The sequence below is a fragment of the Martelella sp. HB161492 genome (genome assembly GCF_013184775.1).
GTDB lineage: Bacteria > Pseudomonadota > Alphaproteobacteria > Rhizobiales > Rhizobiaceae > Martelella.
In genome coordinates, this window is sequence record NZ_JAATVV010000012.1 from 195,921 (window position 1) to 209,202 (window position 13,282).

Below are 13,282 nucleotides of genomic sequence, written 5' to 3' on the forward strand. Positions count from 1 at the left end.
GCCTCCGGAGCCACGATTTCCCGATGCAGGACAGTGGCGAAATTGTGTCGAATTCAGTTTCAAGTCAAACGGATTAAACCGATATTGATATAGCAGTTTCGCTATATCCTTTAGAAATCAAGCATTCATATCGCCTAAAGCTTGCAACATTAAACAGGCCGCCAGGACAACCTGAGCCGATCAGAGGTAATAGCTGACCGAGCCTGAGGAGTGCCGCCCGCCATGCCTGAGCACGCCACTGCACAGCTGCTTTTTGCACTGGCTGGCATTTTCGCGGTTGAAGCCCGACCGAAGCTGAGATAAAGAGCAGGCAACAGCCCGGTCTGCCGAGAGGCTTCCACCGGACATGCGCCCGTAGCTCAGCTGGATAGAGTGTTGGATTCCGATTCCAAAGGTCACAGGTTCGAATCCTGTCGGGCGCGCCATCTCATTCTCCTTCACACGACCGGGATTTGCACGCGCTTCACGCCGCAGTGTCGGCTGAACCTGTTTCGCGCGATTGCGTTTGCGCGCTCTTCTTGCCTGAGAACGAAATCGCCATAGAAGATTATAAAATCAGAGATTTGCTTGAAATCACCGCACAGGCTGGAGGCACAGACCGCGCGGGCGCGTCAGGCGAAGGGCGCCGCCCGGGATCGATCGCCATGGCCTCACACGGCGGTGCATGGCCTGCCATCTTGCCGAAGCTGATATCCGGCCGGTCACATGGTCTTCAAACATGCACGATGCCGCGGCTGAATGCGCGGCATCGTTTGGCGTCATGGCGTCCGGCATTACGGCAGGGCGTAGACCACAACCTCATCGCCGACCTGGTCCTTGAGGATGGAATTGCCACCGGCGGTGAAGGCGACATATTCGCGGCCCTTGTACTGATAGACCGCCGGAATTGAAACGGCAGGCGCCTGAACATTGTCCGACCAGAGCTCCTTGCCATCGTCGAGCGAATAGGCCCGAACCTTCGCATCCATCGATGCGCCGACAAAGATCAGTCCGCCGGCCGTCACCACAGGCCCACCGATCGTCGGAGAGCCCATGCTCTCGGGCATGTAGAAGCCGTATTGCTGTGATGCACCGATCGGCCTGCGCCATTTCACCGATCCATCATGCATGTCGATAGCCACGAGCTCGCCGAAAGGCGGTGCCCAGCACGGCATTCCGGCCCAGTTCATGGCATTGGTCAACGACATGCCGAAGGGGGCACCTTCCTGCGGGGAGAAACCGTTTTCGTTCCCCGAACCGTTGGCGACCTTGTCGTAATCCTCGCGTGACCAGAGCTTGAGCACCTGCACGATATGCGATGTATTGACGATGGCCGTCTCGTTCTTGGGGTCGAAGGCAACGCCGCCCCACTGCACGCCTCCTGCGCTGTCCGGATAGGTCAGCGTACCGTCCTTCGTGGTTGTCGGCGGTGTGTACATGCCATCATAATTCAGGTTCTTCCACAGCCTCGAGCACGAACCAAAGCCGACGATATTGGCCACATTCCAGATCGGCGGTTTCTTCGACTGGTCGAGAAGCGGCGCTGGCTTGGTCGGGAAAGGCTGGGTCGGCGAATAGACTTCCCCCGCGACATCGCCCTGCGGCACAGGGCGTTCCTCGATCGGCCAGACATCCTTGCCCGTGCGCCGGTCGACGACAAACAGGAAACCCATCTTGCTCGCCTGCATCAGCGCCGGGATGGACTTTCCGTTGACGGTGATATCCATCAGCGTCGGGGCGGAATTGATGTCGTAATCCCAGATGTCGTGATGCACCCACTGGCGCGACCAGACGACCTTGCCGGTATTGACATCCAGTGCCGTTGTCGATGTCGCAAGCGGGATCTGCTCGGTCCGGTTGCCGCCCCAGTAATTGGGAGAGGGAGATGATACCGGCACGTAGACGAGACCGAGTTTGTCGTCATAGGAAACACCGGTCCAGATGTTCGCCGTTCCTGTCTTGGCGGCAATCGCGTCCGGGATCGGTTTGAAAGTCCATTCCAGAGCACCGGTCTGAGCATTGAGCGAGAATAAAGACCCGGGCGGTGCCTGCTCATAGGCCCAGTCCTTGCCAGCCCAGCCGAGAATCAGGTGATTGCCCGCCACCGTCGGCGGTTGCAGCAGGGACAGCGGGAATTTGGCATTCTCCGTGTTCCACTGGTCAACATCGACAACGCCGTTTTTGCCGAAATTGGCGCATGGATTGCCGGTGTCAGCATCGACCGCAAAGAGATGGGCATCCATGGTGCCGAGATAGACGATCTTCTGGCAGGCTTCGCCGGCCACCGGATTTTTCGCCTGCCAATAGGCAACGCCGCGCGATTTCAGCGCTGGCTGGGTCAGCGCCTTCAGCGTCGACTTGGTGTCGAAAACCCATTTCTGCTTCCCCGTCGCCGGGTCGAGCGCGATGATGCGATAAAATGGCGTACCGATGTAGAGCGTGTCATTGGCGAAGATCGGCGTTGCCGACCATACCGTTTCCGGCAGCTTGCCCTTGCCGTCCGCCATGTCGCCGGTATGGTACTCCCAGACCTTTCTCAGCTTGCCCACATTGCCTGTGTTGATTGCGTCAAGCGGCGAATATTTCTGGGCGCTGAGCTGCCCGTGAAATGTATTCCAGCTGTCCGGACTTGCCGGCGAAACCGTGTCATTGGCTGTCGTGCTGCTGCCGTCAGCGAAGATTGGCGCCGGCGGCGTGTAAGTCTGACTTTTATTTCCCTGGTCGGCAGTGCTCGAGGATGATGCGGTTGCAGCAGGCGTCTGCTGCGCGAAAAGCGGCGTCGCCGTGCACAGGATAACGCCGGTCAAAAGTGCTGTATGGGACAGTTTCATGATGCGCTCCTCCTGGATGGGGCAGCAAATGTTTCAATGGCAATGGCGCAGAGGCAGACGGCCAGTGCGACTGACGATCCCCAGCCATGCAGGAAAAGTTCGGCGATCAAGGTCAGGATCGCACCGAGCCAGGAGAGAACGAGAAACAGCGTGCGCCATCGGCCAGGCTCAAGCACAAAGAAAGCCAGGCCGGCAAGGATCAGCATGAAAGCGCCGAACATCGCGAGCAAAGCCCCGCTCGTTCCGGTTATGCCGGAGAGCGGAGCAAAATAGCGCCAGCCGGTCAGCAGCAAGGCCACAGCTGCGGCCAGAACGACAAGGGAGGCGCCAAGAGAAAGGCGCGCGCCACCCTTCTCAGGTGATGAGATGGTTGCCATATCATTCTCCTTTTTCTGATAACGCCTGGATATTCGAATTGTTTCAGAGGTTCTTGAAGATCTGCATCATCATGTGCCGGCAAGCGACTGCCCAGCGCGGCGTCCATCCTGGCGTCCGGTCTCCGGGGCGCCCATCGAAGCGCGCGCCAAAAGGCCACACAATGCGCGTTTCAGCCGCCGCCTGCCCCTCGCCCGCTCACCTGAGCGCCATCGCCACAACAAAAAGCCCTCGCCATGAAACGGCGAGGGCTCAGACTGCTGACAAAGCCATTCATCATGCATGGTCGAGGTGGAATAGCCCCCCCCGTCGTCGTCCCCGTGCTTGTCACGGGGATCCAGTTTCATAAGACATTGAATAGACGGGTTCTTTCGCCGCACAGACGCGCGTCGTCTGGATGCCTGTGACAAGCACAGGCATGACGTCAGCAAAAGGGGGCGAGGGATATCAGCAGCCCGAGCCGCCGCCGTGAAACGGCGAGGGCTTCAAAATCAGCCAAAGCTGCAATCAGCCGACCAGGCTCTCGGCATCGGTGGTTTCGACGCTGCGCTTGGCGGCATGCTTGCGCTCGGTCTCGTCAATGCTCAAGAGCTTGAAGATATCGGCACGGCGGCGGACAAGATCGGCGACAGTGTATTTTTCGAGAACGGCGAAGAAGGCGTTGAGCGCCTCGCGCAGTGCGGAGTTGAGACCGCAGCTATCCACAAGCGGGCAGTCGACATCGCCGGAATCATCGAAGCACTCGGCCATGGCAAAGTTTTCTTCGGTGACGCGCACGACATCGAACAGGGTAATCTCTGCGGCCGGGCGCCCGAGCCGTACACCGCCATTGCGACCGCGCACCGTTTCCATGATTCCGGCCTTGTGCAGAGGCTGAATGATCTTGAACAGGAACAGTTCCGAGACGCCATAGGCCTTTGCAATTTCCGGAATCCGGCTCAGATTACCGTCATTGGCCGCGCAGTACATCAGCATCCGGACTGCATAGTTGGTTTGCTTTGTCAGGCGCATGCCAAACTCCTTCTAGAATGTCTCTACATTCTATAGCGCGTTTCCTTGTTTGGAACAATTCCAAAAAGACACGTTCCGGGCAACATTTCCTCATTCTTGATAAGAAAAATCAAGTTAAAAGATCGTCACCATGCCATCTTCGGGCTTATGGCGGGCAATGAACCGGACGATCAGCCGTCCAGAGATTCGCATAATCGGCCGTAGACACGACAAGTGGATTTACGCTGTACCGCTCCACTGCTATCGTCCCACCATAGGTTGCCGAATACAAGGATCCAACCCGTAGCTGCGGCGGATTGTCCGCCGGCCAGTCGACAGAAGCCAGGAGGCTTGAATGCATGACACGACCGGACCGAAACGCGGCATGACAATGCTGCGCCCGACCGCGCTCAGCCTCAAGGTTGAGCGTTTTCCAGCCGCGATGCGGCTTCTGCATTGGCTGATTGCGGCGCTCATCCTGTGCATCTGGCCGCTTGGCTTTGTGATTCATCTGGTGAAAAACGAAGTGTCGCTGACCTTCTATACCCTTCATGAAAGCCTCGGTTTCCTGGTTTTGTGGCTGATGCTGATCCGGATTGGCAACCGGCTTTTGTCACATTCCCCCGCCGCCGAAGGGTCCGGGCTGGAACGTCTCGCGGCCACAACCGTTCACCTTCTGCTCTATCTGTTCCTGATCATCATGCCGGTCAGCGGCTTTCTGGCCACAAATGCCCATGGTTTCCCGCTGATGTGGTTTGGCGTCATTCCGGTGTGGAGCCCGATCGGCAAGACGCCGGACATTGCCTGGACGCTCTCCGGCATCCATTACTGGAGCTCCTGGATCCTGCTGGCGCTGATCGGGCTGCATATTGCTGCGGCCCTGTTCCACCACCTCATCCGGCGTGATGCCACCCTTTACAAGATCCTCTGAGACGAGAATGCATTCTGTCGATATTGCGCCGGCGCGCTGGGCACAGCTGCTTGCACGCCAAAACCACCCCGAGACACAGCCGGCGGAGAGCGCTGATGCTGCGGCTGCCCTTTACGGGCCGCTGGCCGATGCCAAAGGGCCTTTCGTGCTGGCGCAGGTCGGCCAGTCGCTCGATGGACGGGTTGCAACAGAAGCGGGCGATGCCCGCGATATTTCCGGTCCCGACGGTCTGAAACACCTGCATCGCTGCCGCGCACTGGCCGATGCTGTGATCGTCGGCATCAATACCGTCAAGGCCGATAATCCTCGCCTTTCCGTTCGCCTTGTGGAGGGGCAGGATCCCATCCGCGTGGTGGTCGACTGCCATGCTGCCCTTGATGGCAGCGAGGGTCTGTTCCGCGACAATGGCGCTGACGTCATTGTGTTCCAGGGCAGCGACGCCCCTTTGCGGTCCTATGCCAATGCCGAGGTGATCCGGCTTCAGCCCACCTCCGGCGGCCTTGATACCGGCACGATGCTTGAAAGGCTCAATAGCCGCGGTCTCAACCGTATTCTGGTCGAAGGCGGAGCCGGAACGATCCGGCATTTTATTGCCGAAGGCCAGGTCGACCGGCTGCACGTTGCTGTCGCACCGCTGATCATCGGCGCCGGGCCGAGCGGCATCAATCTTGCCGCTGTCGCCACTCTGGCTGAGGCCATGCGCCCGCCAGTCACGGTCTATGATCTCGGCAGCGACACGCTTTTTGACTGCTGTCTGCGCCCGCAACCGTTATCAAGCCGGTAGCGAGAGCAGGTCAAAATGCCCCACATGGCAGACGCTTCCCGGCTTTTCGATCATCGCCAGCCGGAAGGACAGCCAGGCTTCAAGAGCATCGGCCTCGATCGCGCCGATCTCCAGCAATGGCTGGCGGAAGCCTTCCAGAAAGGACCGCTGCAACGCCACCATCGAGGCATCAAGCTCCCATGGGCTCTTGCGCAGGAAGACCGTTCGGCCACGCCGTGACAGGGCGAGCGCCAACGCCATGGTGGCATCGGGGCCAAGCGCCGGACCGAACCCCTTGTCGCCACGCTGATGGCGGTTGAAGCCCTCGACGATCCGGCAATCCAGTGGATGGGCCATAGACCAGTGCACAGCGCCATTATAGGTGAGCGTGGCATAGAGTGTGCTGCCAGTCCTCGTGATATGCGCCGCTATTCTGGAACAGAACTCATCCGAACACAGATCGAAAAGCGCCGAGGCCGTGACAATCCCGTCCCCGGTCAGCGGCAGATCATCCGGATCGGCAAGATCATGCTGCAGAAACCGGCCGGCCGCAGCCACGCCGGCCAGCCGCCGCCGCGCCACGGCAAGCAGCGCCGGGTCATTGTCGACCATCAGCCAGCGTGCACCATCCGGCAAAGCCGGAGCGAGCGCACGATAGGTCGCGCCGGTGCCGCAACCGAGGTCAACAACGCCCGGATCGGGCAAAGACGCAATATGGCCGGCAAGCATGGCAATGAGATCGCGATCCCGCGCAGTACGATCCGCCGCCTCGCGCAGATCAAGCCAGTCTATCTGAAAACGGCTCATGCCCATCCCTCCAGAATATCCGACACGATTGCCGCCGTTGCCTCCCAGCGCGGCAGATGTCGGCTCGATTGCCGCGCGGCTTCAGCCATCGCGCGGCGCTGTCCGGCATCAAGCAGAAGCGGACGCAGCGCAGCCGCAAAGCCAACAATATCATCAACCGGCACCAGCGTCCCGGCCATATCGGGCACCAGATCAGGCACTGCACCGGCAGCACAGCCGACCACGGGAAGGCCATGGGCAAGCGCCTCGGCAAAGGCCATGCCATAGCCCTCATACCGGCTGGCGAGCGCAAAGAGATGCGCGCTCTGCCAATAGGGTTCCAGCGCCTCAACCGCTCCGGTGAACGCGATGCGGTGATCGAGACCAGCCTTTTTCACCAGCCGCCGCAGCGCGGCGGCCGTCTGACGGTCAAAGGCTTCACTGCCGATGATGGTGGCCTTCCATTCGAGATCTTCAACACTCTTCAGCGCCGCAATCAGCACATCATGCCCCTTGCGCGGCGTCAGTGTGCCCACAGAGAGGATATGCGGCGCGCCCTCACCGGCCTCGGCAAAGGGTGCCGGATCGGTTCCGGGCATCGCAACTGCCAACCGTCCATGCGCAACAGCATAGTCGCCAGCAAGCAGGCGTGCCGTTGCTGGCGACGTCGCAATCACACCCCGGACGTAGCGCAGCGCCATCCTCTCGCTCTGATACAGCCTCGCCTGCTCGTCAGGTCCAAGGCCGGTTTCAAGCGCCAGCGGATGATGGACAAGCGCGACGATGCGAAGTCGCAAAGCCTCGCGCGCGGCCCAGTCGCCCATCACGCCGAAGGCAAGGCCGTCAATCAGCACAAGCCTGTCGTCCGGCACCTCAGACAGAAGCCGCTCGGCCCTAGCGCGCACGCCATGATCCGGCGCCGGAAAGCCCGCGCCAAGCGCCAGCGGATGCACCCGCCAGCCAAGGGCTTCAAGCCCGGAAATCACCCGGCGATCATAGCCATAGCCACCGGTCTTGGATGTCAGCTCCCCCGGATAGGCAAAATAGACCGTGCCTCTCAAAGATCGGCCTCATACCATCCGCGTGCCGCATGGGATTCATGCAGCGTCACCCGGATCCGGCAGATACGATGGCTGCCTGCGCCAAGCTGCCCCTCGTCAACAGCCATGCGCAGACGGTCGAATATGAATTTCGCGACGACCTCCGTCGTCGTCACCTTGCCCGTGAATTCCGGACGTTCGTCGAGATTTTGATAGTTGAGCGGCTTCAGCACCGCAGACAGAACACGTGTTGCCGCGCCGATATCAACAGCCAGTCCGTCTTCATCAAGATCATTGGTAAAAAAGGCAGCATCAACGACGAAGGTCGCACCATGCATCGCCTGCGCCGGGCCGAATACCGGCCTTGGCAGGCTGTGAGCGATCATGATGTGGTCGCGAACCTCGATGGAAAACATTGACTTACCCCTTCAATAGACAACACGGTGACAAAGCGTGGCCGGATCGGTGAGGATCGCGGCGTAATGCGCAGCCAGCGCCGAAAACGGCGTCTCGCCGGAAATCAATGCCTCAAGCCGGTCATCGGCCAGAAGGGTCAGCGCCTTTGCCATGCGCCGCTGCAACGGCCAGCGCGCCCGGCGGTTCGCCGGAACGGCGCCAACCTGCGAGCTGATGAGCGAGAGACGCCGTGCATGGAACGGGCCGCCGAGCGGCAGACAGACCTGCCTGTCGCCAAACCAGCTCGCCTCGACGATCCGCGCCTCCTGCCCGGCATGGAGGATGGCCTCTCCGAGCGCCTCGCCCGAGCCGCTGGCATTGATGGCGACATCGAATCCCGACGCCATATCTGCCGTGCCGAAGGCAATACCAAGCTTTGCGGCCAGCGCCGCCCGATCGCGATTGACATCAACAAGCAGAACATCAGTGCCGGGCACCGCATTGGCGAGGAAGGCGACAAGCGCACCAACGACGCCGGCACCATAGACGACCACCTGGTCACCCGGCTGAACTGCGGCATCCCAGATGATATTGAGCGCTGTTTCCATATTGGCAGCCAGCACGGCGCGGCCTGGCGGAACCTTATCCGGCAAGGGATTCAGCATGGCCGCCGGCAGAACGAAACGATCCTGATGCGGATGAAGGCAGAAGACCATGCGCCCCACGAGGTCAGGCGGACCTTTCTCCACCTGACCGACGGCGCAATAGCCGTATTTCACCGGGAAGGAAAAGTGACCGGCCATATTCGGCGCGCGCATGCGCTCCATCTCGCTTTCCGGTACACCGCCGCGAAAAACCAGCGCTTCGGTGCCCCGGCTGATGCCGGAATAGCACATACGCACCACCGCGCCATGCTGATCGGCAGGCGCCAGATCTTCGCTGCGGATTTCCGCAATACCGGCGGAGACAACCCACAATGCCTGCGCCGTTTCCCCATGGCCTTGCCGGCTGATATTCACGGATACCCCCTCCTGCCGGCCACAAACAGCGTACCGCCAGTCACGTCCACCTGCTCAAGTCAGCCTGTCACGCAGCTTTCCGCTCCGCAACTGAAGGCTGCGAATTCTGCTGCGATATACTTGCCAGTCCCCATAAATTTCGTACCCTGATGCCCTGACCGTCCCGGAATAAAACCCTGCGCGTAAAAACGGGACACTTCGCTGAAACAGTTTGCAAAACAGGCTCATCGGGATGACACGAGGCAGACAAAGGCCAGCCGCCGCAGATCATCGGCGTGAAAGCGCAGCAGCGACGAAACGCGCCCTTTTGATCGACACAGCCTTCTCGCTCGCCCTGATCTATATTCTCTCCGTCATCTTCTATCTGGTTTTTGCTGCCTGGCTTTCGGTATCGGCGATAACAACGGCCCTGGCGTCCGCCGCTCTGCTGCTGCTGTTCGTTCTCCTGCCACTCGGACTTGCCGCCCATGATCATGACCGGTTCGGCTATGCCAATCTCGTCACAGCCATCCGGGCGGCCCTGACCATCCTTGTCATCGCCGTCCTGCTGATCGGCCAGATCCCGAACGCCAATGGCACTGCCTTGCAGATCATCCTTGCCATCATCCTCACGGCACTTGCCCTCGATGGCGTCGATGGCTGGCTCGCCCGCCGCTTCCGCCAGACGTCCGCTTTCGGCGCACGCTTCGACATGGAAATCGATGCCCTGATGATCCTGACCCTGTCCGCAGCGGCCCTGCTTCTGGGCAAGACGGGCTTCTGGGTGCTTCTGATCGGGCTGATGCGCTATATATTCGTCATCGGCCAATCGATCGCGCCGTTCATGCGGCGTCCGCTGCCGCCGTCTTTCACCCGCAAGCTGATCTGCGTGGTGCAGATCGCTGCCCTTTGCGTCATTCTCCTGCCATCCGTCATGCCGCCCGTCTCTTCGCTGATTGCCGGCCTGTCGCTCCTGCTGCTTGTCTTTTCCTTCTCGCGGGACACGGCCTATCTGCTGGCCCATCGCCATGATGATGACGGGATGCCCGTTCATCAGGATTGACAAGACGGGCACACACGGCAAAAACCACGGCATCCGGAGCGAACCGAAAGCCTATTGAAGAAACCTTGGACATCGCCCGATCGGCACGAAACCAGAATCGACAAAGGCATGCGGCTTCACCAGAATGACAGGGCAGCGATCTGATGCGATCGCAGCGACTTGTGCCTGAAGGCAGCCAGAGGACAGTTCATCATGACGATTGATCAGGGCGACAGCCATCGCCAGCGGTCCTTTGGCAGCGTCGGCCTCGCCGCGATCGTCTTCGTTGTCATCACCTTTTTCGTGCTGACGCTGCCTGATTATCCGGCGGCACTGGTGCCGGCCACCTTCCTGCGGATTCCGCTGGAAATCCCGCTGGCAGGCCTCTTGCTGCTGCTGCTGCCGCGCCGTACAGCGCTCGCCCTTGCAGCCCTGTTCACCCTGCTGATTGCCATCCTGCTCTTTCTCAAGCTGGCCGATCTCGGCGTCGAGACCGCCTTCAGGCGCCCCTTCAATCCCTATCTAGATCTGAAGATGCTGGCTGACGGCTGGAATGTCCTGTCCGGCGCGGTCGGAACACTCAAGGCCGCCTTTGTCACCGGCGCAGCCATATTCGGCTATATCGCCATTCTCTATCTCTTCTGGCGGACACAGAAGCACATGGCTGGCGCCGGCAGGGTTGAGGCACATGTGACCGCACTGGCCTTTGTCGCCATCCTCGCGCTCGGTGTCGTGCTGATCATGCTGAGCCAGGTCGTCCCGGTGCGCTCCTTTGCCGATCTCAGAACACCGTCCTATGTCAGTGCAAGAATCCAGCTCGTGCTGCGTTCCGTCGCAGATATGCGCCGCTTCGAGAATGCGCTGTCGCGCCAGGAGGCGCTCCCACCAACCGATCAGCTGTTCCAGGCGATCAAGGGCCGCGATGTGGTCGTCATTTTCGTCGAGAGCTATGGCCGCAGCGCCATTGAGGACCCCCGCTACAAGCCCGTTCTCGCCCCGCGGCTGAGCGCAATCGAGCGAGAGCTCGATAGCGCCGGCTTTTCCTCGGCCAGCGGCTGGAGCCTTTCACCGACCATGGGCGGCCTCAGCTGGCTTGCCCATGGCACGCTGCTGTCCGGCCTGTGGATCAATAACCAGGCCCGCTACGACCGGCTGATGATCAGCGACCGCGACAGTCTCAACCGGCTGTTTCACGAGGCCGGCTGGCGGACAGCCGCGGTCATGCCCGCCATTACCGCGAACTGGCCGGAATCGTCCTATTTTGGCTATGATGACATCTTCACCGCTGCCGATCTCGGCTATAAGGGCAAGCCCTTCAACTGGGTCACCATGCCGGATCAATACACGCTTGCCGCTTTCGACCGTCTTGTGCGTCACGGCGATGTCACCGACAACCGGCCGGTAATGACCGAAATGACGCTTGTTTCAAGCCATGCGCCCTGGACCCCCGTCCCGAGGCTGATCGACTGGGCAAGCGTCGGCGATGGCCGGGTCTTTGACGATCAGGCCACCAGCGGCGAGACACCCGCCAAGGTCTGGTCCGACCCTGACGACATCCGCCGCCACTATATCGCGACGATTGACTATTCGATGCAGACGATCGGCGACTATATCAGCCGGTATGGCGACAACGCCGTGTTCATCATTCTCGGCGATCACCAGCCAGCACCGCTCGTTACCGGCGACAATGCATCACGCGATGTTCCGGTTCACGTCATCACCAGAGACGCACCGCTTGTCGACAGCTTCGAGAAAAACGGTTTCACCGCCGGCATGGTGCCGGCAAGCAGCGCAGCCGACATCCCGATGGATGCGATGCGACAGCTGCTGATCAGGCTCTTTTCGGCATCATAGGATTGCCGAACACCACCGGCTCCTGCTGAAGCGTCACGCCGAAGCGTTGCCGCACCCGCTCCGTGACAAGACGCGCCAGGGCCTCAACATCCCTGTGGGTGGTCGACAGACCATGATTGACCAGAACCAGCGCATGGCCTTCATACATGCCGACCGGCCCCAGCCTTGTCCCTTTCAGTCCGCATTGTTCGATCAGCCAGCCGGCCGAAAGCTTGATCCGGCCGTCATCCTGGGGGTAACGCGGCCCGCCGGCTATCGCCTCGGCAATGGCCGGGGCTACAATCGGATTGTGAAAGAAAGAGCCGGCATTGCCGAGCCGTCTCCAGTCTGGCAGTTTCGAGCCCCTGAGGGCCGTGACTGCCGCAAACACAGCGGCCGGCGAAGGCGCTGAACCCAGCTGTTCAAGCCCCGGATATTGGCAATTGGCTGTCCAGTCGCGCGGCAAAGCCAGCGATACCGAGACAATGATATAGCGCCCGGGCTCATGCTTGAAGACACTGTGCCGATAGGAAAACGCGCAGGCTTGGCGGTCAAAGCGGATCAGCTGGCGCGCTTTGCGGTCGAAGGCCGTCAGCTCATGGAAGACATCCGACAGCTGCACCCCATAGGCGCCGATATTCTGCACGGGTGCCGCACCTGCGGTTCCGGGAATCCCGGCAAGATTTTCCAGTCCACCGATGCCAAGATCAACGGTCCAGCGCACGACGTCATCCCAGACTTCACCGGCGCCAGCCGTAACGATGAAATGTGTTCCGGTTTCCCGCAGCGTCCGCTCGCGGATCCGCATCAGGCCAATGAGCCCGTCAATCTCTTCTGCGAGAACAACATTGCTGCCGCCACCAAGAATATAGAGCGGCAACATCTGGCGCGCCGACAGCTCATCCAGCGCCATGATATCCGCCAGGCCGGTAATTTCCATACCGCCCAGCGCCCGCGAAACAAGCTTCAGCGTATTGCAATGGGAGAGATCATAATCGTGCCGGAAAGGCCCGACAGGCTGCGCATAGGATCCGGACGTCATTCAACCTCGCTGACAATCTCGCGCTGAAACCGGAAAACCGTTCAGGCCCCGCCACATTAGCGCCGCGACAGAGCGACGGCAACCGCTGCGCCGGCGCGCAAGTGCGGACGGCCGTCAGCAGGATCGAGAGCACAACGCTTTGCTTCCGGGCAAAAAAAATCCCCGTCTATTGGACGGGGATCATTGGTTGCGGGGGCAGGATTTGAACCTGCGGCCTTCAGGTTATGAGCCTGACGAGCTACCGGGCTGCTCCACCCCGCGTTATCCTTTGAGCAC

General features: G+C 60.5%; 12 protein-coding genes and 2 tRNA genes. 5 read left to right on the forward strand and 9 right to left on the reverse strand.

The annotated features are described in order from the left end of the window. Window positions 1-348: 348 nt before the first annotated feature. A tRNA-Arg gene (locus tag HCK86_RS19250) sits at window positions 349-425 on the forward strand. Between the two features lie 348 nt (window positions 426-773). Here HCK86_RS19250 and HCK86_RS19255 read toward each other — a convergent pair. The 3 genes from HCK86_RS19255 to rirA all read right to left on the reverse strand — a co-directional run bounded on the left by HCK86_RS19255 (window position 774) and on the right by rirA (window position 4,196). Then, window positions 774-2,810, reverse strand: a complete 2,037-nt coding sequence (locus tag HCK86_RS19255; RefSeq protein ID WP_176086102.1) for a pyrroloquinoline quinone-dependent dehydrogenase — start codon at window positions 2,808-2,810, stop codon at window positions 774-776. Continuing rightward, window positions 2,807-3,187: a hypothetical protein gene (locus HCK86_RS19260; RefSeq protein WP_176086103.1), complete on the reverse strand. Its 381-nt coding sequence runs from the start codon at window positions 3,185-3,187 to the stop codon at window positions 2,807-2,809. Before HCK86_RS19260 ends, HCK86_RS19255 begins: the two co-directional genes overlap by 4 nt. 505 nt (window positions 3,188-3,692) lie before the next feature. After that, the gene (gene rirA / locus HCK86_RS19265; protein WP_176086104.1) at window positions 3,693-4,196 is read right to left on the reverse strand and encodes an iron-responsive transcriptional regulator RirA; all 504 of its coding nucleotides are present in this window, start codon (window positions 4,194-4,196) and stop codon (window positions 3,693-3,695) included. A gap of 334 nt (window positions 4,197-4,530) precedes the next feature. On the opposite strand from rirA, the gene HCK86_RS19270 reads away from it, so the two are divergent. Then, a complete protein-coding gene (locus HCK86_RS19270) occupies window positions 4,531-5,106 on the forward strand; it encodes a cytochrome b (RefSeq protein ID WP_348641102.1) in 576 nt (191 codons plus the stop codon). A gap of 7 nt (window positions 5,107-5,113) precedes the next feature. Further along, the gene (locus tag HCK86_RS19275; RefSeq protein ID WP_176086105.1) at window positions 5,114-5,890 is read left to right on the forward strand and encodes a RibD family protein; all 777 of its coding nucleotides are present in this window, start codon (window positions 5,114-5,116) and stop codon (window positions 5,888-5,890) included. On the opposite strand, the gene HCK86_RS19280 is transcribed toward HCK86_RS19275, so the two are convergent. Genes HCK86_RS19280 through HCK86_RS19295 form a run of 4 tightly spaced genes read right to left on the reverse strand, consistent with a single transcriptional unit; the run spans window position 5,879 to window position 9,110 of the window. After that, window positions 5,879-6,676: a class I SAM-dependent methyltransferase gene (locus HCK86_RS19280; RefSeq protein ID WP_176086106.1), complete on the reverse strand. Its 798-nt coding sequence runs from the start codon at window positions 6,674-6,676 to the stop codon at window positions 5,879-5,881. The two genes, HCK86_RS19275 and HCK86_RS19280, sit on opposite strands and share 12 nt — an antisense overlap. Then, window positions 6,673-7,716: a glycosyltransferase family 4 protein gene (locus HCK86_RS19285; protein ID WP_176086107.1), complete on the reverse strand. Its 1,044-nt coding sequence runs from the start codon at window positions 7,714-7,716 to the stop codon at window positions 6,673-6,675. Before HCK86_RS19285 ends, HCK86_RS19280 begins: the two co-directional genes overlap by 4 nt. Then, window positions 7,713-8,111 (reverse strand): 6-carboxytetrahydropterin synthase, encoded by a 399-nt coding sequence (locus tag HCK86_RS19290; protein WP_176086108.1) that lies wholly within the window; start codon window positions 8,109-8,111, stop codon window positions 7,713-7,715. Before HCK86_RS19290 ends, HCK86_RS19285 begins: the two co-directional genes overlap by 4 nt. A gap of 12 nt (window positions 8,112-8,123) precedes the next feature. Beyond that, complete coding sequence (locus tag HCK86_RS19295; RefSeq protein WP_176086109.1) at window positions 8,124-9,110, reverse strand: zinc-binding alcohol dehydrogenase; 987 nt, start codon at window positions 9,108-9,110, stop codon at window positions 8,124-8,126. 307 nt (window positions 9,111-9,417) lie between these two features. Between HCK86_RS19295 and HCK86_RS19300 the strand changes: the two genes are divergently transcribed. Both HCK86_RS19300 and HCK86_RS19305 read left to right on the forward strand, forming a co-directional pair. Then, the gene (locus HCK86_RS19300; RefSeq protein ID WP_176086110.1) at window positions 9,418-10,152 is read left to right on the forward strand and encodes a CDP-alcohol phosphatidyltransferase family protein; all 735 of its coding nucleotides are present in this window, start codon (window positions 9,418-9,420) and stop codon (window positions 10,150-10,152) included. Between the two features lie 192 nt (window positions 10,153-10,344). Further along, window positions 10,345-11,985: a sulfatase-like hydrolase/transferase gene (locus HCK86_RS19305; RefSeq protein WP_210259967.1), complete on the forward strand. Its 1,641-nt coding sequence runs from the start codon at window positions 10,345-10,347 to the stop codon at window positions 11,983-11,985. On the opposite strand, the gene murB is transcribed toward HCK86_RS19305, so the two are convergent. Both murB and HCK86_RS19315 read right to left on the reverse strand, forming a co-directional pair. After that, complete coding sequence (gene murB, locus HCK86_RS19310) at window positions 11,963-13,006, reverse strand: UDP-N-acetylmuramate dehydrogenase (RefSeq protein ID WP_176086111.1); 1,044 nt, start codon at window positions 13,004-13,006, stop codon at window positions 11,963-11,965. The two genes, HCK86_RS19305 and murB, sit on opposite strands and share 23 nt — an antisense overlap. 184 nt (window positions 13,007-13,190) lie before the next feature. Next, a tRNA-Met gene (locus tag HCK86_RS19315) sits at window positions 13,191-13,267 on the reverse strand. Window positions 13,268-13,282: the final 15 nt, after the last annotated feature.

Bases quoted from the DNA above. Each gene is read 5' to 3' on its own strand.
- HCK86_RS19255 (WP_176086102.1), bottom strand. From the start codon at position 2,810: ATGAAACTGTCCCATACAGCACTTTTGACCGGCGTTATCCTGTGCACG.
- HCK86_RS19260 (WP_176086103.1), bottom strand. From the start codon at position 3,187: ATGGCAACCATCTCATCACCTGAGAAGGGTGGCGCGCGCCTTTCTCTT.
- rirA (WP_176086104.1), bottom strand. From the start codon at position 4,196: ATGCGCCTGACAAAGCAAACCAACTATGCAGTCCGGATGCTGATGTAC.
- HCK86_RS19270 (WP_348641102.1), top strand. From the start codon at position 4,531: ATGCATGACACGACCGGACCGAAACGCGGCATGACAATGCTGCGCCCG.
- HCK86_RS19275 (WP_176086105.1), top strand. From the start codon at position 5,114: ATGCATTCTGTCGATATTGCGCCGGCGCGCTGGGCACAGCTGCTTGCA.
- HCK86_RS19280 (WP_176086106.1), bottom strand. From the start codon at position 6,676: ATGAGCCGTTTTCAGATAGACTGGCTTGATCTGCGCGAGGCGGCGGAT.
- HCK86_RS19290 (WP_176086108.1), bottom strand. From the start codon at position 8,111: ATGTTTTCCATCGAGGTTCGCGACCACATCATGATCGCTCACAGCCTG.
- HCK86_RS19305 (WP_210259967.1), top strand. From the start codon at position 10,345: ATGACGATTGATCAGGGCGACAGCCATCGCCAGCGGTCCTTTGGCAGC.
- murB (WP_176086111.1), bottom strand. From the start codon at position 13,006: ATGACGTCCGGATCCTATGCGCAGCCTGTCGGGCCTTTCCGGCACGAT.